This is a genomic window from Nitrosospira sp. TNL200, from assembly GCF_055386305.1.
The window spans coordinates 2313589-2332128 of record NZ_AP041003.1; the positions used below are offsets into that span (position 1 = coordinate 2313589).

Consider the following 18540-nt stretch of genomic DNA (forward strand, 5'->3'; position numbering starts at 1 on the left):
CGAGCTTTACCCGTATTGGGAGGGCGCCTCGGAATTCGTATTTAACGCACGTTAACGTTTTACAAGATATTGATTACTATAATTTTTTACTGGTTATAAAATTAAATCAAAAATTATTACAACTAAGCTTTGTAAGTTGCTGTAATCATTTACTTTACGCTTTGTTAGCGTACGATTTTTTCCGAATTCTGCGCGCTCCCCACTCACAAGGTTATCGGTTTAAAGGCATGGTGGAGCAGTTCGACACCAAGCCGGCAGAACGTCACTGTCCAAAACAGCGGGCTTAAAGAACATGAGTCGCCATAGTCGCCATAGTCGCCATAGCACCGACCATGATTACCGAACAGGTTGCCGATACCGCGGCTCCCATGATCGCGGTTTTTTTGGCGGCCTGAATCGCTACCCAGGCCTTCCTCATTTTCTGCTTGAACTCTTCCTGGCTTTCCCGCATCGTTGCCTTGATGGCGGCATGCAGCTGATCGCATGCGTACTCCGTCCCTTCATTGACCACCTTCGCGGCAAGCCGCTTGGTTTCCTCGTTGCCCTTTTGCAGGGCAGCGAGCAGCGCTTTCAGGTTCGATTCCTGCTGGGCATTCAGAGTGGAAACGGCCTGCTCCAGGACTGAATCGAATATCATCCCCGAAACCAATGCAGGATCATCCTTATCCAGCACAAACCCATACCTGACTGCTATCTCCTTCCTGATTGCGTCGGAATCAATCATACGACTTCCTCCAGCTGCCGGTAGATATCCTTCCTCACCCGGAACAGACGGGATTTTTTCATCAGGTCGAAATCCGATGACAGATTGATTTCATCAAACGTCAACTTTGCCGTCAGCATTCGCTCCATGTCCGCGCCAAAGGTCGCCGGGTTTTGTTTCGGAAGCCGGACGATGCCATGGATCCGGCCCTGATTTTTCAGGTAAACATTCATTTCCTCGAATGGCAGGCCGTCGACCTCGATTTTCCCGAAATGGTCATTCAGCCACACCACCATGCGCACTTGCCCGGGCATTTGTTCGACCAGGTCAGCGAACCCATGGAGAGAATCCATCAACGACGATCCGCCGGCAATGACGGTATGAACAACGACCTGCTTCCCATGCTCGACAATCATATCGATCACGGAATTCTCAATCAGGTAATTGTTCAACGGGATAAAGCTCGATGCGCCATTGTCCACGACAAAGTTAGCGTCCTCGCTGAGGATCCGCATGATCAGCGCATCGAACTTCGCCTCGTTCAATAGGGTCCCGTCCATCAAATCCAGGCGCGATGCCTGCAACGCCTTGTACCCGAAAAGCGTGGCATTTGACGGGTCGGTAACTCCTCGTACTCCGCCATTTCCTTGCGGGCATGCTTCAAGGGCGCGCCCATGTCGGAGAAAATCAGTTGCGTGCCGCGCACGTCCTGGTACTTGCGGTAGCGCTCGATAACCTCCTTTCCGGCCATGGCGATGCGCCGCTCCGGATCGCGCTCCCGTACGTTCATGTCCACAAGATGCATATCCATCGCCGCCTTGCGTGCATCCGTCATGATGGAAAGGATATTGTCCTCGCCCTTCTTGGGTGGCCCCTTCCGCTGCTCGACCGCCTTGGCGCGGGCCTCGATTTCCTGATGCCCGAGGCCGGCAGCTTCTACATCATGGATCGGGGCTTCACCGATTTCTCCAGGCTGTTCCTGCTGCATCAGGCTAAGGCGTTCTTCGTCATTCGCGCCAAATCCAACCTGACTTATCGCCGCGTCTATTCACGACCAGTGGACAAATCCACCGGCTTGCGCTGCGATCAGATAATCACGCTGACCGGTTACTACAAGCCCAGGGACTACCCGCAATACTTGCGGCGCATCAAGTTCTTCGACACCCGACACGATCAGGAACTGGTGTTCCTGACCAACAACTTCGAACTGCCCGCCCTGACCATCGCTCAGCTTTACCGCTGCCGCTGGCAGGTCGAACTGTTCTTCAAATGGATCAAACAGCATCTGCGCATCAAGACGTTCTACGGTACCACCGAGAATGCTGTCAACACCCAAATCCGGATCGCGATTACCGTTTATGTCCTGGTCGCCCCCGTAAAGAAACGACTCAAGACCAAGGCTTCGCTCTACACAATTCTACAGATCCGAGCCTCACTCTTTTCGAGAAAATAACACTTGATCAATTAAATTACCACCGGCAAAGCCGGTGGTTTATTGGGTGAACCCCTCAAAGGGGTCTCAAAACCGTGAGCCGCTTCGCGGCGCAGTGAGGCGTACAGCTCCAAAGTTGATCTCTCTTGCAAACATTACTTCGATCATAGGGCCTCTCCAGTTCCATGCACCGATTCAAAACCATCTCCGACCGACGCAAAGGTCAAACCTTTCGGAGTCCCCCGGCAAAGCCGGGGGTTTACCTCACTTAATTACTTACAAACATAGAACATCATGATGCCATGCTCTAAAACCCTAATCAACTGATTCTATTCAGCTAAATTGCCCGACGCTACCGGCTTCCAATCTAAAATAAGGCCAGGTGTTCAAACAATCGCGCGACCGCCTCAGCACCTGGATCAGCGTGACCGGCCAAATGCTTGGCATTGACATAGGAAGCGCGGCCCGCATTCGCCTTGCTCATGCGGGCAGTGCGATCGGCACCCGCACGCGCGGCTTTCGCCGCCTCTGGCAGGCTCTCTTCCAGGGCATAAAGGGCCGGCGCAAGGGCATCGACCATGGTGCGGTCACCCGGACGTGCCCCGCCGATCTCCTGCATTCTCCGCAACCCGGCCTGCAACGCTTCGCGCATTGGCAAGCGGCTTGAGGCGGCATCGCCCGCTGCGGCGAAGAAGATCGCGAGGAGCACACCGCACGAGCCTCCCATGGTTTGGGAAAGCTCCAAGCCAATGGCTCGATAGAGCTGGGCATGGTCGGCAAGCGGCAATCGGTCCACCGCGCTGATCAGGGCGCGTGCCGCGCCGGCTAACGTGCTGCCGGTGTCGCCATCGCCTGACTTCGCGTCGAGCGCGTTGAGGTCGTTCTCGGCGGCGATCAGAACTTCACAGCAACTGGTCAGGAATTCCCTAGTCGGCTTGTGCATCGAGGGCATCGGAACGACAGCCGTCAGGCCATCCGGAAGCGCCTGAATCGCGACCTGGCCCAGCCGGCAGACCCGTGGCCATGCCGCCAGCGGCGTGTGCTGCTTGAGCAGGACGATCTCGGCATCGTCGGCAGGATAGGTCGAAATCGAGAAGCCATGCATGTCGAGCGATGTCATCATGGCCGCCGGCCCGATGACGTGGCTTATCCGCTCGCCAATCGCTGACCGCCGGATTTCGTTGAGGATGATCGACATCTCGATGACCGACGTGCCGCCGAGATTGTTGACCATAGCGACATGCGGCTTTTCTTCCATTGCAGCTGACAGGCGCTCGACCATGGCAGCGACAGCTTCGCTCGCGCCCTTGAACTCAACCTGCTCAACCCCGGCTTCACCGTGGATGCCAAGCCCAAGCTCGGCCATGCCGGGCGAGATGCGATCCTCCTTTGGCGAACCTGGGATGGTGCAGGTGTTTAGCGACATGCCGATGCTTTTTGTCTTTGACACGACCTTGCGCGCGGCTGCGGCGACGTGCGCCAAGTCGGCACCATTCTCGGCCAACGCGCCGGCTATCTTGTGCACGAAAAGCGTGCCGGCGATGCCGCGGGCCTGGGGCAAGTCGGGCAACGCCACATCATCGTCGACGATGACTATCTCGACATTCAGGCCAAGCTGTCGGGCGCGTTCGGCCGCCAGCCCGAAATTCAATCGGTCACCGGTATAATTCTTGACGATGAGCAGGCAGCCGGACGATCCTGTCACGGCAAGAATGCCTGCCAGTACCGCGTCGACTGTCGGCGAGGCGAAGATGTCGCCGCACACCGCAGCCGTCAGCATCCCTTCCCCGACGAAACCCGCATGTGCCGGTTCGTGGCCCGATCCGCCTCCCGAGATCAACGCGACCCTGGACTTGTCCCAGTCATTGCGTACGACCACCCGTATATGTGGATAGCCGTCGAGCCGCGCCAGCTTACCGCCAGACGCCGCGACCAGACCATCGACGGCTTCGGTGACGATGTTTTCTTTGGTGTTGATGAACCGGGCCATGTTTTCGGCTCTGTTGCAAAAAGTGATTTTTGATAAAAAGTAAATTTAAAAGTTGTTTAAAAATATTTAGTTAAATATCAAAATATAGCTGTTTCTTATTTTTTGCAACAAAACCGCTAGTTACATAGACGCCACGCCTAGCCAGCCGACGTCTTTGCGGTTTTTGTGGTGGAGGTGGTTAAATGTTGAGAAATCATCCGCTGTTCCATAGTAAAAAACTCGCGGGCTTCCTCGCTCATCTCGTGTCCATCGCCCTGCGGCAGTTCGTCTATCAGTGCTGTGAACTCGTCCTGCGTTTGTGCCTTCGCCAGCCCTGCCTCCCAATCCTTTTGATTGAAAGCCATTAAGCCATCTCCAAAAGTTTCTTATGCCTTCGTCGGTTTGATGTATCCGTTGGCCGTTGCTGTTGGTCGTCGGATATATCTTGTCATCAACTTCTATTCTATCCGGATTACGAGAGAATGCCCCGGTAGGAACGAATGCGCCGACTGGAACATCAAGGGGAGCCGCTCCGCCCTGTTGCACGAATGCCCGGGCGGGCACCAAGTAGTCCGAAGCCTGGCACGTGCTCGCGTATCCACTCGCGGATGGCGACAATGGCTCGCTGCACCAGGCCGCTCGGGGTGGTCATGGACTTGGCGGTCATGTAGCCAGCAAGAACGAAGACGAGGGTGAGTGGTTTCATGACGATATGTATCATGGATGAGACATATCCGGGTCGATAGGTGTCATGGATGTCGTGTGTATAACTTTTTCGCGAGGGAATAGGTGCCATGAGTGTCACCTGTTGAGTTGATCAATTCAGCGGGTGAACTGGTGGGGAGATCATTTCACCACCAAAGGGAGAACTATTTCACTAGGGATAACTTTTGTCATCCACCATCTCGTTGTCATTTCATGTCGATGGCCGAACGGCTTCCGAGCATGACTTCAATGCTTCCCTGGCACTGTGAATAACCAGGCCGTGGTCGCTGGTATTGAAGTTCACGAAGGACGACTAAGCGAAACATTTTTGCGATTTTTGATGGAAAATGTTCTCTATTCTTAAAACCACAAACATGTCAGGAGGCCCGCTATGAGAAAAAAACAGACTGACGAACCGGATACGATCCTGGACCCGGCCTACTGGCACCTGCTGCCGCAAGAGCGGCGGAAGGAGCTACAAACGGAACTGGAGGACACGCTGGAAGCCGCGCTCGATGAAGGCGAGCCGGTTATGTTTGACGACCAGTTTCGGGAACGCGTATGGAACCACGCCATGGAAATAGCGGCTAAAAAAGCCAAAACTCGTCTCAGGACTGGTGGAAACAATTCAAGGTAAAGGGGTAATCATGCTATATAACTATAATAATGATCGCATCCATCGGCCTCATCGGCCTCACGACCACGAGCTTTTTTGGCGGCATCTACGCCAACCGCTCGGCGCTGCCCATAGTCGGCACGCTATTCGTGCTGCTGCTGTTCGGGGCAATGTGGTAGCCATTTATAATGGCTCGCGTTTGAAACCGATACATGAAAAAATCATGCATCATTTCCTTGGAGGGCGTATGAGGACTATAAGTAAAACCATCACATTGACGGATCAGCAGGATGAGTGGATCAAGACGCAGATTGACGAAGGGCACTACATCGACGACAGCGAATATATCCGCGATCTTATCCGACGGGAACAGGAACGCAGTACCGAGACTGAGGGTATTCGCGCTGCGCTGATCGAAGGCGAGAACAGCGGCGAATCGCAGCCTTTTGACGCCACCGCATTCAAGAAAAGAATGCGGGCTGCGCATGGCTGAATATCGCCTTTCCCCTGCAGCCGAACATGACCTGGAAAACATCTGGCGCTACACCTGCCACCAATGGAATGTGGGGCAGGCCGAGCATTACACCGACATGCTGAGCTCCGCCTTTGGCGAGCTCGCAAGTTCGCCAATGATTGCCTCGGCTTGCAATCATATCCGGCCAGGCTATCGCCGCCACAATGTGGGGCGACACATGATTTATTTTCGCGTCACACCTTACGGCATCGCCATCATTCGCATTTCAGGAGTCCAGAAGCAGAAAAACCGCCTTGCGGGGCGGCCTCGTCAGTGCTGCGGGAAAACGCTGGCGGCGGCGCTTCATCCTCCCCGCCCTTCACCGTGACCGCGTTGCTGCCGGTCTTCTGCATGAGGGAAGCCATCACGGCCCCGCCGCGCTTCTCGTCGGTCGGGATGAAATAGCGTTCAGTCCATCTTATCCAACTACCGGATTCAGGTTAACAGCTCACCCTGTCTCATGCCGGCCGAGAGGCAAAAACAACACGATGCGCTGCGCCTCCCAATGCTCCATCGGGTCGCGCTTGAATCCGCTCTTGGCAAACTGGTGCCAGCGCCCTGCCACAAAACACATCAGCAGGTTTGCCTGGGCAGCGGCATCCAGATCAGCCGGAATCTCCCCTTCGCTTGCCGCAAAACGCAACACCTGCTTGAGAGTTGCCTCGAGCCGGTCGTGCAACTGGTTTATCCGCAACTGCAAACGGTCGTTTTCGTTTATTAGCGCATCGCCAATGAGCACGCGGGTCATGCCCGGATTCTTCCTGGAAAAACCGAGCAGAAGCGACACGATGCCTTCGACCTGCCGCATGCCGTTCTTCTCTTCCGTTATCAGCTTGTTGATAAGACTGAAAAGTGTTTTTTCGATGAATTCGATCAATCCGTCAAACATCTGCGCCTTGCTGGCGAAATGGCGGTAGAGAGCGGCTTCCGACACATCGAGCCGGGCAGCAAGTGCTGCAGTAGTGATTTTTTCCGCCCGGGGGCCTTCCAGCATTTCGGCCAGCGCCTGCAGAATTTGATCCTTTCTGTCTCCTGCCCTACTAACTGCCATGTTTCCCTCGACAAAGCCGTGGCGGCGCTGCATGCCCTGCGTGTATGCAAGCGCCCACGCCTCAGGCTCCCTGGCCACAATGCCCGGATGCTTCGCTGCCCTGCATCTCCGAAAAATCGGCTCGCTTGATCAGTGTCCCTATGCCCTCGTCGGTCAGCACCTCCAGCAATATGCCGTGCTCGATCCGGCCATCGATGATATGGCAGTATTTCACGCCTTTTTTTACCGCGTCCAGAGCGGAAGCGATCTTGGGTATCATGCCGCCAGCGATGGTTCCGTCGGCAATCAGCTCATCCACCTGGCTCGCTGTCAAACCGGTCAACAAGTTCCCATTCTTGTCAAGAACGCCAGCGGTATTGGTGAGCAGTATCAATTTCTCCGCGTCCAGAACTTTGGCGAGCTCTCCAGCGACGAGGTCTGCATTGATATTATAGGACTCACCGTCGCTGCCAACCCCGATGGGAGCAATCACGGGTATGAAATCCCGTGCTTCCAGCAACGCGATCAGGGCTGGATCTATGCTCTCTATTTCTCCCACCTGGCCAATATCAAGCCGCTCCTCGACCTTGTCCCTGCTCTGCACCAGCATCTTCCTTGCACGGATGAATCCTCCATCCTTGCCCGTCAATCCAACTGCCAGTCCTCCCTGGCGGTTAATGAGATTCACGATATCCTTGTTGACCAGACCCCCGAGCACCATTTCGACCACCTCCATGGTTTCGGCATCCGTCACGCGCATCCCCTGAACAAATTCGCCCTGCTTGCCCACCCGCTTCAGCATGTCGTTTATCTGCGGTCCTCCACCGTGGACAATGACGGGATTCATCCCCACCAGTTTCAGCAACACGACGTCGCGGGCAAATCCCTGCTTGAGATTTTCCTCGACCATTGCATTGCCCCCATATTTGATGACCATCGTCTTGCCGTGAAAGCGACGGATATATGGCAGCGCTTCAGCCAGAATTTTGGCTTTGTCTATCGGAGATGAAGGAGACAACGTCATATCGTTCCTTTTGATTCAGTTACATTGTTACATCGGCTGGGTCATTCATGCGGCGCATGGGGACGATGCGGCTGTACGGCACCTGCAACCGGGAGCATCTGGTCGGGCACATCGGGCATGGGATCAAAATAGCGGTACATCATGGGAACGACCACTTTCGTCATCACGGTTGCGGTAATGAGGCCGCAAATCACGACGATTGCAAGCGGCTTCTGCACTTCGGAACCCAGGCCGGTGGCGATCAGGAACGGCGCCAACCCCAATATGGTTGCCGCGGCAGTGATCAGCACAGGCCGAAAGCGCGCTTCACAGCTTGTTTTCACTGCGTCGCGCACGCTGAGTCCCTGCTCGCGCAGTTCCTTGATGAAAGAAATCAGGACCACCCCGTTCAATATTGCTATGCCCCACACTGCAATAAACCCGACTGACGCCGGCACCGATAGATATTCACCCGTAACAAACAGCCCGATTACACCACCCACCGAAGCGAAGGGCAAGGCCGTAAAAATCAATGTGGCAAGCTTCGCCGAATTGAACAGCATGAACAGCAGAAAAAATATTACGGCAAATGTGACCGGAACGACAATTCCCAGCGTCGCCATGGCCCGTTCCATGTTCTCGAACTGGCCTCCCCACTCAAAATAATACCCGGGCGGCAACTTGATTTCCTTCGCCGTGCGCTGCTGTAGCTCAGCAACAAAACCGCCCAGGTCGCGCCCGTGCACATTTACGCCGACTACCACGCGCCGCTTCGCATATTCACGGGAAATGATCGCCGGCCCGTCGACCACACTAATATCGGCAACCGCGCTCAGCGGCACCAGCATGCCGCCGCGCGCAAGCAGACTTTCAGGCCCGGCATTGCCGGGAGGACGCAGCAACAGGTCGCGGATGGCCTCGACATCATTACGGAATTTCTCAGGAAAGCGCAGGAGGAGCGTAAAACGCCGTTCGCCTTCGAACACCTGCGTCACCGCCTTTCCGCCAATGGCCGTTGCAATCAGCTCATTCACGTCAGCGACATTGATTCCATGGCGTGCAATGGCGCGCCGGTCGATATCGATGGTCAATTCCTGCTGACCTGACAAGCGTTCGATGCGAAGATCGCGCGCACCGCGTGTCGATTTGACAATGCGTGCGACCTGCTCCGATAACTTGCGCAGGTCTTCAAGATCATCACCAAAGATCTTGACTGCCACCTGCGAGCGTACTCCAGTCACCATTTCATCCACCCGCTGCGCGATAGGCTGGGACAGCGCGATATTCACCCCGGGCAATACCGTCAGCGCCTTGCGGATATCCTCCTCGATTTCCTCTTGCGTACGGCCAGATCCTTCGAGATCCAGCGATGCAATAGGGTCTGACTCGTTTTGTGAGGCAGGATCCGCGGGTGATTCCCCTCTCCCGATTTTGGATACCACCGACGTCACGCCAGGAACTGCGGCGATCAGCTTCATGGCTTCGTTTTCCAGCTGGATCGATTCTTCCAGGGAAATCGAAGGAACACGGATGATCACGGGCGTGACAGCACCCTCGCGCATGATTGGAATGAACGATTTCCCAAGCAATGGATACAGGCCGACTGCCAGCAAAAGTGATCCTATCGACACCATTGCTGTCGCCTTGGGATTCGCCAGCGACAGATAAAGAAGACGCAAATAGAGGGATTTCAGGATGGATACAATTTTTGTATCCTCCTCGCTTCCACCCTTCAGGGCATAGTCGCACAACACCGGCGACAACAGCACGGAAACAAGCAGCGCCACCAGCAATGCAATCGATATGGTAACGGCCAGTGGACTGAACATCTTGCCTTCCATGCCCTGCAGTGACATCAACGGCAGAAATACCAGAACAATAATGACAATACCATATATCACGGGGGCGCCCACCTCGGCTGCCGCCTTCGCAATTACCTCGCTCTTCGATTCATTACCGTTCGCATGGCTCAGGCGCAGAAAGATGTTTTCCACCACCACCACGGTGGGATCGACCATCAGTCCGATCGCGATAGTCAATCCTCCCAGGGACATCAGGTTGGCAGGAATGCCCAGGTGATTCATTATCATGAACGTGACCAATGGCGTGATGATGAGGGTTGCGCAGACGACAAGGCTCACACGCAGGTTCCCCAGGCAGATCACCATTACAACGATGACGAAGACCAGCGCTTCGATCAAAACACGGTATACGGAATCCAGCGCCGCATCCACCATAACAGTCCGATCATAAAACGGGACGATTTGAAATCCCCCGGGCAGCAGGCCGCGCTCGTTGATCTCGGCGACTTTTTCTTTCACCCGGCTGACAACTTCCTTCGCATTTCCTCCACGCAGCATCATCACAATGCCCGTAACCGACTCGGTATAGCCACCCTTGATGCTGGCGCCCTGCCGCACCTCTTCTCCGAACTTCACTTCCGCTACATCTCGCACGAACACAGGCACGCCATCCAGCTCCTTGAGCACGATATTGCGAATATCGTCCAGCGTTTTAATCAGGCCGACGCCACGGATAAGGTACTGCTCCGTATGCAAGGGAAGGATGTTGCCGCTGGCGTTTGCGTTATTGATAGCAAGAGCCCGGTCTACCGCGGATAACGTGAGGTTGTAGTGACGCAGCCGGTTCGGATCGACCAGCACGTGATACTCCTTGACGTGGCCACCGATGGAATTGATTTCCGCCACACCCCGTATTGAACGCAGCATCGGACGCACCACCCAATCCTGAATGGTTCGGCGTTCCGTCAACTCCTCGACTGTGAGCGCGCGCTCCCCGTCATCCGGATGGTCGAGGGTATACTGGTAAACCTCGCCCAATCCGGTGGATACCGGCCCAAGAACGGGCGTAATGCCCGGCAGCAACCTGGGAGAAACTTCTATCAAACGCTCCATCACCAGTTGCCGGGCAAAGTAAACGTCGGTCTGATCGGTAAACACCAGTGTGGTGAGTGACAATCCGCTCTTGTTCATGGAGCGCATCTCCACCAGCCCCGGCAGCCCGGTCATGGCGATTTCCACCGGTATCGTGACCAGCCGCTCGATCTCTTCGGGACTGCGGCCAACCGCGACCGTTGCGACCTGCACTTGTATGTTGGTCACATCGGGGAAAGCATCCACAGATAAATTCCTGGCGGCAAACATTCCCGCGACGCACAACGCAAGCGCCACCACCACAACCACGAGGCGCTGCCTCAGCATGGCTCGCACAATCGCAGCCAGCATCGCTTACTCCAGCTCGGCGAGCTTGCGCTCGTTATCCAGGTGGAAGGCGCCGTCCACGACGATGCTCTGCTCCACGCTCAGTCCTCGAATAACCGGCCGCATATCCGCCACCTCGTGCCCCAGTTCTACCGGCACGCGCAGAAACCGGTTATTGCCCTGTGCCAAAAATACATAGTCGCGGTTCGCTTCGCGCACCACGGCGGTTTCCGGCACAACCAGGCTCTTGTGGGGATTGTCGGTGATATGCATGGTGGCAAGCATGTCCGGCTTGAGCTTGCGCTGGGGATTTTCCACTGCAGTACGCACCATCACCGTCCGGGTAAGCGGATTAACCGTATCGGCCACGAAAATGATAAGCCCATCGAAACTCACCTCGCCCAGAGCCGGAACGTGGATTTCCACGTGTTGGCCCACCCGGACATTGCGGGCGATTTGCTCCGGCACATCGCCCACGACCCAGACGGACGACAAATCCGCAACCCGGAACAATTGTTCGGAGGGCTGCACCACCTGGCCTATGGCGACATTGCGTTCGATGACCACGCCGCCAAGCGGCACGCTGATGGTTACCGAAGGCAGAATGTGCCCCTTGGTTATCAACTCCTTCAACGCGCCGCTATCCACGCCCAGCAGCCGCAACTGGTCCTTTGCAGCCTCCAGATCCGCCTGAGATACCTGCAATTCCGACTCGCGCCGTTCCACCTCGGCAACGGCGATCACATCCGCAGCCAGCATCTGACGCGCCCGCTCCGCCGCCTTTTCCGCCAGGGTTGCCCGCGAAGACGCCCGCAGATAGGCGAGCTGCGCCTGGGTCAATTCCGGACTGGAAATGCGAGCCAGCGCCGCTCCTGCCGTGACGGTATCGCCCAGCATCGCATACACATCAACAATACGGCCTGTCACATTGGCGCCGACCCGCACGAGCCGGTATTCGTCCACATCCACCTGGCTCGGCACCTGCAACTTGTCCGCGATATCCACCATGGTGGGGTGCCCGATCCTGACCCGCTGCGCCATTTCCGGCTTGAGCGTGACGCTGTTGAAATCGGCTGCCTTCTGCGGCGCCACCTCTTCTTTTTTCTGGGTTACCTGCTCCTCCCCACCACTGCATGCAGACAATAGTGCAACGAGTACAGCCGTACCGAGACTTTTCATTCCGAGTTTCATTCGACTGCCTGCTCCCTGGGATAATTGGCACGCAAGCGATCAATCTCGGCAGCAGCCGCCTGCAAGTCGAAGCGCGCCTGCAAAGCGTCGACGAGTATCCCTCTCAATACCCGTTGCGTGTCCAGCACGTCGATCAGGCCGCGCTCGCCAAAACGATAGGCAGCCTGGGCAATGCGCAACGCCGATTCCGCCTCTTTGATGATGCCTCCTTCGAACATTTCCACTCGCCGTTTTGCAATCTGCATCGCCTGCCAGGCTGATTCCAGCAACTGCCCAATCTCATACCGGCGATATTCCAGTGTTTCCCGCGCCCGCGCGGTATCCGCCACGGCTGCGTCGATCTCACCGCGCTGGCGATATAACAGAGGAATTTTCACGTTAAACCCCCCTCTGTTATCGGTGTACTGGGCATCCTGATAGTTCTGGTAGACGATATCCACCGAGGGAAGGATCGCGGCACGCGCCTGGTTAATACGCAGCCGGGCTCGCTCCTCTTCCGCCTGCAACCGCATCACATCCGGATTAACGGTTGGCACTTCCTGGCGCAATTCCTCCAGTGACGGCAGACTGACCGGATCGAAAAGGGAGGCATCCAGCTCGAAATCGGGCCGCAAGGCACCTGCGGTGAACTGCAGCAGCGCGATCCGGGCGCGCTGCGTATTGAGTTCAGCAGCTTCCTTGCGGCTGGCGGCATTCAGCACTTCAGCGTCGGCCCGGATCAACTCGAAGCGGGCTGTTTCACCCACTCCCACGCCTACCTTGATGCGCCTTCGCACCTCTTCCATGACATCCAGAACGCCTCCCTCCATCCGCGCCATTTCCTGCCGCAGCAGCAATTCATACGCACGCACCCGCAACTGCGCGGCCAGGTCTGCGCGAACCTGGTCAGCACTGGCGCGGCTCGCCTCTACCCCGGCCTCGGCCGAACCGATGCGCGCGCTCCGCAGGAAAGGATTCTCAATCGTTTGCGTGACGGTCACCGACCTCGTGTTTGTCGCTGGATTGGCCAAAGGAATTCGGGCATGCTGAGGCCCGCCGATCACGCTCACCACCGGATTGGGATAAGCCGCCGCTCCGATAACTCCCGCCTCCGCCATTCCCACCTGGGATTTTGCTGCCTGAGCCAGTCCGTTCGCCTGCAGTCCCAATCGCTGCACGTCTTCTATGGAAACCGAGTTTCCAGCGGAAGGCGCCGGCTTGGGCCCACGGGGAATGGGAATAGGTGTGGGCGGACCAGGTTCGCTGGCGGGAGAGGAAGGCGATATGGAGAAGGTAAACGGTACAGTGGAATCCGGCTGGGGAATAGGTGGCGCAGTCTGTAGGGGTGTCGTCGCTTGTTGAGCTGAGGCAGTGAAAAATGGCAGAATGAGAATCAGACTCAATAATATTCGACAACGCGTTGCTATTTGCATTTACTGCCTTTCATAATTTCCTGGCCGCTGCGCCTGATGTTCTTGAGCCGGAATTGCGGGGGGCGCCGCCTGTTGCAGTGATTACAACCGAGCAGCTTGATTGCGAGAGTCAACCGCTGAGATGCGATTCTCCCTTCGGGAATGCTGCTCGCCGCCCCCAGCCTGGATAAAGCTGCATTTAAATCGTAAACGCGGTCTCAAGGGTGATAATCGAGTCTAGATTAAAAATTGCATCAAGAAAAGGAGTATCTTACTGATGATATCATCGGGATTTCCGAATGATCCAAACACAAGGAAGTTTTTAGAATAACCATTCTAATGCTCAACTACAAGCAATTGCACTATTTCTGGGCTGTCGCCAAGGCGGGAAGCATCGTACGCGCGAGCGAGCGCTTGCATCTCACTCCGCAAACCCTCAGCGGCCAGATAGGACTTCTTGAAGAAGCGATCGGCGTAGCGTTGTTCTTGCGTGTGGGACGACGCCTTGAATTGACAGAAGCCGGACGCCTTGCACTTTCCTATGCCGACGAAGTGTTCCAGATAGGAAGCGAACTCGAGGAAGCCCTGCGAAACCGCCCCGAAAGGCAAGCCATCCAGTTTCGCGTCGGTGTCGATGATGCAGTTCCGAAATCCATCGCCTATCGATTGCTGGCACCGGCAATGTCGCTCACCGAACCCGTGCGCATCGTCTGCAGGGAGGACAAGCTGGCGCGACTGCTGGTCGAACTTGCCATACAGCGCCTCGATCTGGTCCTGGCAGACCGGCCAATGCCCGCGGAAACCAACGTGAAAGGCTACAGCCACAAACTCGGGGATTGCGGCATTACGTTTTTTGCGGGAGCGCAGCTCGCATCCCGATGTGAGGGTGCATGGCCCCGTGCGCTCGACGGCGCGCCTTTTCTGATTCCCGGCAAGGAAACCGCCGTGCGCACGCCTCTGATGCGGTGGTTCGACGTCCATCAAATTCACCCCAGGATCATTGGCGAATTTGACGATAGCGCGTTAATGCAGGCTTTTGGCCAGGAAGGCATCGGGGTTTTCATTGCTCCATCAGTCATCGCGGATGAAGTCCGGCGCGAACACGGCGTTGCCGTTCTAGGGCAAACCGATGAAGTCACCGAGCAATTCTACGCCATTTCCATGGAGCGCCGGCTCACCCATCCCGCAGTCATTGCCATTACCGATACCGCTCACCGGGAATTGTTTGCCAGCCCCGATCCCGGCAAAAGCGCTTTGAAAGAGAAAGAATAGGCACTTTCCCGAAACAAGGAGCAGCCCAAGGTTTCCTGACCTGTAAGCTACGGCCCTTAACGCGCGAATTTTATTCGGGATTCACCTGCTCCCCGCTTCCGGCGTTCAAAAACAGCAAGTCGTTAACCCGCCTGACAAACGCCGCAGGATCATCGAGCTGCCCTCCTTCGGCCAGCAATGCCTGGTCGAACAATATGCGGCTCCAGTCGTCAAAGTGGGCCTGTTCCAGTTTCAGGTGCTGGATCATTGGATGATGCGGGTTGATTTCGAGAATCGGCTTGGCATGATCCACTTTTTGACCGGCAGATTTCAATAAGCGCTCCAGATTCCCGCTCATTGCATGGGCATCGGCGACGAGGCAGGCGGGCGATTCCGTCAGGCGTAAGGTGATACGGACTTCCTTGACCTGTTCGCCAAGAACACTCTTGATTTTTTCTGTAAGCTCCTTGTATTCATCCGCTTCTTTCTCCTGCTCTTTCTTCTCCGCCTCATCCTCGAGCTTGCCCAGATCGAGACTGCCTTTAGCAACGGATTGCAGAGGCTTGCCCTCGAACTCGGTCAGGTGCGCAACCAGCCATTCATCCACACGTTCGGACAATAACAGGACTTCAATCCCCTTCTTGCGGAAAATCTCCAGATGAGGGCTGCTTCTCGCCGCCTTCAGGCTGTCAGCCGCCACGTAATAAATTTTCTCCTGCCCTTCTTTCATTCGCGACAAGTAGTCGCCCAGCGAAACGCCTTGTTCGTCGGTATCGGCATGGGTGGACACGAAGCGCAACAGCTTGGCGACGCGCTCGCGATTGGTGTAATCCTCCGCCACACCCTCCTTGAGAACCTGTCCGAATTCCTTCCAGAAGGTCTTGAACTTGGCCTTTTCTTCTTCCTGCTCGCTTTGGGCCAGATCGTCAAGCAGGCCTAGCACCTTTTTAACCGAGCCGGCGCGGATTGCTTCTATATCCTTCGACTCCTGCAATATTTCGCGCGATACATTCAGCGGCAGATCATTGGAGTCGATGACGCCGCGCACAAAGCGCAAGTAGCTCGGCAACAACTGCTTTGCATCGTCCATGATAAAGACACGGCGCACATACAGCTTGATGCCATGGCGCTGTTCCCGGTCGAACAGATCGAATGGAGCACGCGACGGAATATAGAGCAGCTGGATATATTCCTGTTTTCCCTCCACCCGGGCATGAACGTAAGCCAGAGGGGACTCGAAATCATGGGCCACATGCTTGTAGAACTCCTCGTACTGCTCGGGCTTTATCTCGCTCTTGGGGCGTGCCCACAGCGCACTCGCCTGATTGACCGTCTCGTCTTCTTCAGTAATGACATTTTCATTTTTTTCCTGCGACCACTCCTCCTTTTTCATCACGATGGGAAGCGTGATATGGTCGGAATACTTACGGATGATGCTCCGCAGGCGCCAACCGTTCAGAAGATCGTCCTCGCCTTCACGCAGATGCAGTATCACCTGAGTGCCACGGTCCGCTTTTTCGACCGTCTCCAGCGTATAGTCTCCCTCCCCGCCCGATTCCCATCGAACGCCGTGCTCAGGCGTCAGGCCGGCGCGCCGGGTAATGAGCGTCACCTTGTCCGCGGCGATAAAAGCCGAATAAAAACCAACCCCGAACTGCCCGATCAGATGCGCATCCTTGGCCTGATCGCCCGTCAGTGAACTAAAAAATTCCCGGGTGCCGGATTTGGCAATAGTGCCGATATTATCGACGACCTCTTGCCGGGACATGCCAATGCCATTATCCGACACGGTTATGGTGCGCGCGGAGGCATCGTAGCTCACACGGATCTGGAGATCGGAATCGGATTCATAAAGCGCGCCATCCGTCAATCCCTCGAAGCGCAGCTTGTCCGCGGCATCCGAGGCGTTCGAAATCAGTTCGCGTAGAAATATTTCCTTGTTACTATACAAGGAGTGGATCATCAGGTTGAGCAACTGTTTGACTTCGGTCTGAAAGCTCAGGTGTTCTTTTGTAGCTGCCGCTTGCATGGATCTTTTCTCCTGACAATTTTTCATAAAAAGAGATAGTGGGGACGAATTGATGATTTTCAAGCAATTCCACTAAAATTCCGGATGCAAACCATGAGTATCCCGCCTCTTTATCTGCTTCGATTACAATTATCTGCTTCGATACAACCGCACCATTCGGGAGCTTCCGTCATGTCTGCAATAAAAACTCTTCTGGCTTTTCTCAATATCTGCTTATTCGCCGGCACATCTTTGGCCATGGCGCAATATCAGCAAAACCAGGATCAGCTTCCGCTCGAGAAAATCAAATTACCTGCGGGATTTTCCATCGAATTATGGGCAAGCGTTCCCAATGTGCGTGCCCTGGCGCTGGGAAAAAACGGCACGGTATTCGCCGGCTCCGCCGCGGAAGGAAAAGTTTACGCCATTACGGATACCGGCGCCACGCGCCAGGTGAGGACCATCGCCAATGGACTTTCGATGCCCATCGGTGTCGCATTCCACAATGGCGCGCTGTATGTTTCCGCCATCAACCGCATTCTGCGCTTTGACGACATCGAAAACAAACTCGACCAGGCAGGCAAACCTGTCGTGGTGACCGAGAAATTCCCGAATGATAAGCACCACGGCGGGAAATATATCGGTTTCGGCCCCGACGGCCTGCTGTATGTGGCAGTGGGCGCTCCCTGCAACATTTGCGAACCGGATCCCGAACGCTACGCGTTGATCTCCCGCATCGAGCCCGATGGCGCCAACTATGAAGTCTATGCCTCCGGCGTGCGAAATTCCGTGGGCTTCGACTGGCATCCGGAAACGAAGGAATTATGGTTCACGGATAACGGCCGCGACTGGATGGGGGACAACATACCGCCTGACGAGCTGAATCACGCGCCCAGGAAGGGTATGCATTTTGGTTATCCATTCTGCCATGGCGGCGATATCCTGGACCCCAAATATGGCGCGAAGCGGGATTGTGGCAAGCTTACCCCTCCTGCCGCGAAATTCGACGCGCATGCGGCGACGCTGGGAATGCGTTTCTATACAGGCGAAATGTTTCCGAAGGAGTACCACAACAACATCATCGTGGCTGAACATGGTTCCTGGAACCGCCGTAACAAGATCGGATACCAGCTCAGGCGGGTTCAAACAAAAAATGGCAAGGTAGTCAGGCAGGAGGTATTCGCGCAGGGCTGGCTGGAAAATGAAAATGTATGGGGAAGACCGGTGGATGTGCTGGTCATGCCGGACGGGGCGCTGCTGGTCTCGGATGATTATGCTGGAGCGATATACCGTATCAGCTACAAAAAACCTTGATCTTCCGCTTCGGCCACGAGAAAACCAGCAGCTTATGCCAGTCACCGCACGAACAATGGGGCCGCCCGGGATTTCCGGGCGCGCTCTTCCAGCAGAGCGCATATGTCTCGCTAAGATTCCCTGTTCAGGTTTTCTGTTTCGCTTCCTGCATTAAACATGCTTTTGCCGGCCACCGGCCGCCGGCCGCTACCC

At 55.7% G+C, this 18540-nt stretch carries 18 protein-coding genes and 1 pseudogene; 7 read left to right on the forward strand and 12 right to left on the reverse strand.

The annotated features are described in order from the left end of the window. Positions 1-283: 283 nt before the first annotated feature. Genes ACZ5CE_RS10415 through ACZ5CE_RS10425 form a run of 3 tightly spaced genes read right to left on the reverse strand, consistent with a single transcriptional unit; the run spans position 284 to position 1514 of the window. A complete protein-coding gene (locus ACZ5CE_RS10415; protein ID WP_464574844.1) occupies positions 284-724 on the reverse strand; it encodes a hypothetical protein in 441 nt (146 codons plus the stop codon). Next, positions 721-1263, reverse strand: a complete 543-nt coding sequence (locus ACZ5CE_RS10420; RefSeq protein WP_464574845.1) for a P-loop NTPase family protein — start codon at positions 1261-1263, stop codon at positions 721-723. The genes ACZ5CE_RS10415 and ACZ5CE_RS10420 overlap by 4 nt, the downstream gene beginning before the upstream one ends. Then, positions 1263-1514 (reverse strand): hypothetical protein, encoded by a 252-nt coding sequence (locus ACZ5CE_RS10425; protein ID WP_464574846.1) that lies wholly within the window; start codon positions 1512-1514, stop codon positions 1263-1265. The genes ACZ5CE_RS10420 and ACZ5CE_RS10425 overlap by 1 nt, the downstream gene beginning before the upstream one ends. Before the next feature lie 93 nt (positions 1515-1607). Between ACZ5CE_RS10425 and ACZ5CE_RS10430 the strand changes: the two are divergent. Beyond that, a pseudogene (locus tag ACZ5CE_RS10430) lies at positions 1608-2206 on the forward strand (IS4 family transposase); the annotation flags it as partial. Positions 2207-2502: 296 nt separating this feature from the next. Here ACZ5CE_RS10430 and ACZ5CE_RS10435 read toward each other — a convergent pair. From ACZ5CE_RS10435 to ACZ5CE_RS10445, 3 genes are all read right to left on the reverse strand, one after another. Beyond that, positions 2503-4125, reverse strand: a complete 1623-nt coding sequence (locus ACZ5CE_RS10435; protein WP_464574847.1) for a dihydroxyacetone kinase subunit DhaK — start codon at positions 4123-4125, stop codon at positions 2503-2505. 137 nt (positions 4126-4262) lie between these two features. Beyond that, positions 4263-4469 carry a hypothetical protein gene (locus ACZ5CE_RS10440; protein ID WP_464574848.1) on the reverse strand — a complete coding sequence of 69 codons (207 nt, stop codon included), beginning with the start codon at positions 4467-4469 and terminating at the stop codon, positions 4263-4265. Positions 4470-4621: 152 nt separating this feature from the next. After that, positions 4622-4900 (reverse strand): hypothetical protein, encoded by a 279-nt coding sequence (locus tag ACZ5CE_RS10445; protein WP_464574849.1) that lies wholly within the window; start codon positions 4898-4900, stop codon positions 4622-4624. A gap of 300 nt (positions 4901-5200) precedes the next feature. Here ACZ5CE_RS10445 and ACZ5CE_RS10450 point away from each other — a divergent pair, with 300 nt between their 5' ends. From ACZ5CE_RS10450 to ACZ5CE_RS10465, 4 genes are all read left to right on the forward strand, one after another. Continuing rightward, positions 5201-5446 (forward strand): hypothetical protein, encoded by a 246-nt coding sequence (locus ACZ5CE_RS10450; protein WP_464574850.1) that lies wholly within the window; start codon positions 5201-5203, stop codon positions 5444-5446. A 29-nt stretch (positions 5447-5475) separates the two neighbouring features. Beyond that, the gene (locus ACZ5CE_RS10455; protein ID WP_464574851.1) at positions 5476-5604 is read left to right on the forward strand and encodes a hypothetical protein; all 129 of its coding nucleotides are present in this window, start codon (positions 5476-5478) and stop codon (positions 5602-5604) included. A gap of 68 nt (positions 5605-5672) precedes the next feature. Then, positions 5673-5918 (forward strand): type II toxin-antitoxin system ParD family antitoxin, encoded by a 246-nt coding sequence (locus tag ACZ5CE_RS10460; RefSeq protein WP_464574852.1) that lies wholly within the window; start codon positions 5673-5675, stop codon positions 5916-5918. After that, on the forward strand, positions 5911-6267 hold the full coding sequence (locus ACZ5CE_RS10465) for a type II toxin-antitoxin system RelE/ParE family toxin (RefSeq protein ID WP_464574853.1): 357 nt from the start codon (positions 5911-5913) through the stop codon (positions 6265-6267). Before ACZ5CE_RS10460 ends, ACZ5CE_RS10465 begins: the two co-directional genes overlap by 8 nt. Before the next feature lie 120 nt (positions 6268-6387). Here ACZ5CE_RS10465 and slmA read toward each other — a convergent pair whose 3' ends face one another. From slmA to ACZ5CE_RS10490, 5 genes are all read right to left on the reverse strand, one after another. Next, entirely contained in the window at positions 6388-6990 is a 603-nt protein-coding gene (slmA, locus tag ACZ5CE_RS10470) for a nucleoid occlusion factor SlmA (protein WP_464577489.1), read from the reverse strand. A 61-nt stretch (positions 6991-7051) separates the two neighbouring features. Beyond that, positions 7052-7993 carry an acetylglutamate kinase gene (argB, locus tag ACZ5CE_RS10475; RefSeq protein WP_464574854.1) on the reverse strand — a complete coding sequence of 314 codons (942 nt, stop codon included), beginning with the start codon at positions 7991-7993 and terminating at the stop codon, positions 7052-7054. A gap of 41 nt (positions 7994-8034) precedes the next feature. Continuing rightward, positions 8035-11217, reverse strand: coding sequence for an efflux RND transporter permease subunit (locus tag ACZ5CE_RS10480; RefSeq protein ID WP_464574855.1), 3183 nt, complete (start codon positions 11215-11217; stop codon positions 8035-8037). A 3-nt stretch (positions 11218-11220) separates the two neighbouring features. Next, on the reverse strand, positions 11221-12372 hold the full coding sequence (locus ACZ5CE_RS10485; RefSeq protein WP_464574856.1) for an efflux RND transporter periplasmic adaptor subunit: 1152 nt from the start codon (positions 12370-12372) through the stop codon (positions 11221-11223). Positions 12373-12380: 8 nt separating this feature from the next. After that, positions 12381-13766, reverse strand: coding sequence for a TolC family protein (locus tag ACZ5CE_RS10490; RefSeq protein ID WP_464574857.1), 1386 nt, complete (start codon positions 13764-13766; stop codon positions 12381-12383). 348 nt (positions 13767-14114) lie between these two features. On the opposite strand from ACZ5CE_RS10490, the gene nhaR reads away from it, so the two are divergent. Continuing rightward, positions 14115-15047, forward strand: a complete 933-nt coding sequence (gene nhaR / locus ACZ5CE_RS10495; RefSeq protein ID WP_464574858.1) for a transcriptional activator NhaR — start codon at positions 14115-14117, stop codon at positions 15045-15047. A 70-nt stretch (positions 15048-15117) separates the two neighbouring features. Here the strand turns inward: nhaR and htpG are convergent, their stop codons facing one another. Further along, positions 15118-17055, reverse strand: coding sequence for a molecular chaperone HtpG (gene htpG, locus ACZ5CE_RS10500; protein WP_464574859.1), 1938 nt, complete (start codon positions 17053-17055; stop codon positions 15118-15120). Between the two features lie 171 nt (positions 17056-17226). Here htpG and ACZ5CE_RS10505 point away from each other — a divergent pair, with 171 nt between their 5' ends. Then, complete coding sequence (locus tag ACZ5CE_RS10505; RefSeq protein ID WP_464574860.1) at positions 17227-18348, forward strand: PQQ-dependent sugar dehydrogenase; 1122 nt, start codon at positions 17227-17229, stop codon at positions 18346-18348. Positions 18349-18540 lie beyond the last annotated feature (192 nt).

Excerpts from the sequence above, each read along its gene's own strand:
- ACZ5CE_RS10415 (WP_464574844.1), bottom strand. The coding sequence starts at position 724 with ATGATTGATTCCGACGCAATCAGGAAGGAGATAGCAGTCAGGTATGGG.
- ACZ5CE_RS10420 (WP_464574845.1), bottom strand. The coding sequence starts at position 1,263 with ATGGACGGGACCCTATTGAACGAGGCGAAGTTCGATGCGCTGATCATG.
- ACZ5CE_RS10425 (WP_464574846.1), bottom strand. The coding sequence starts at position 1,514 with ATGGATATGCATCTTGTGGACATGAACGTACGGGAGCGCGATCCGGAG.
- ACZ5CE_RS10435 (WP_464574847.1), bottom strand. The coding sequence starts at position 4,125 with ATGGCCCGGTTCATCAACACCAAAGAAAACATCGTCACCGAAGCCGTC.
- ACZ5CE_RS10440 (WP_464574848.1), bottom strand. The coding sequence starts at position 4,469 with ATGGCTTTCAATCAAAAGGATTGGGAGGCAGGGCTGGCGAAGGCACAA.
- ACZ5CE_RS10445 (WP_464574849.1), bottom strand. The coding sequence starts at position 4,900 with ATGGCACCTATTCCCTCGCGAAAAAGTTATACACACGACATCCATGAC.
- ACZ5CE_RS10450 (WP_464574850.1), top strand. The coding sequence starts at position 5,201 with ATGAGAAAAAAACAGACTGACGAACCGGATACGATCCTGGACCCGGCC.
- ACZ5CE_RS10455 (WP_464574851.1), top strand. The coding sequence starts at position 5,476 with ATGATCGCATCCATCGGCCTCATCGGCCTCACGACCACGAGCTTTTTT.
- ACZ5CE_RS10460 (WP_464574852.1), top strand. The coding sequence starts at position 5,673 with ATGAGGACTATAAGTAAAACCATCACATTGACGGATCAGCAGGATGAG.
- ACZ5CE_RS10465 (WP_464574853.1), top strand. The coding sequence starts at position 5,911 with ATGGCTGAATATCGCCTTTCCCCTGCAGCCGAACATGACCTGGAAAAC.
- slmA (WP_464577489.1), bottom strand. The coding sequence starts at position 6,990 with ATGGCAGTTAGTAGGGCAGGAGACAGAAAGGATCAAATTCTGCAGGCG.
- argB (WP_464574854.1), bottom strand. The coding sequence starts at position 7,993 with ATGACGTTGTCTCCTTCATCTCCGATAGACAAAGCCAAAATTCTGGCT.
- ACZ5CE_RS10480 (WP_464574855.1), bottom strand. The coding sequence starts at position 11,217 with ATGCTGGCTGCGATTGTGCGAGCCATGCTGAGGCAGCGCCTCGTGGTT.
- ACZ5CE_RS10485 (WP_464574856.1), bottom strand. The coding sequence starts at position 12,372 with ATGAAAAGTCTCGGTACGGCTGTACTCGTTGCACTATTGTCTGCATGC.
- nhaR (WP_464574858.1), top strand. The coding sequence starts at position 14,115 with ATGCTCAACTACAAGCAATTGCACTATTTCTGGGCTGTCGCCAAGGCG.
- htpG (WP_464574859.1), bottom strand. The coding sequence starts at position 17,055 with ATGCAAGCGGCAGCTACAAAAGAACACCTGAGCTTTCAGACCGAAGTC.
- ACZ5CE_RS10505 (WP_464574860.1), top strand. The coding sequence starts at position 17,227 with ATGTCTGCAATAAAAACTCTTCTGGCTTTTCTCAATATCTGCTTATTC.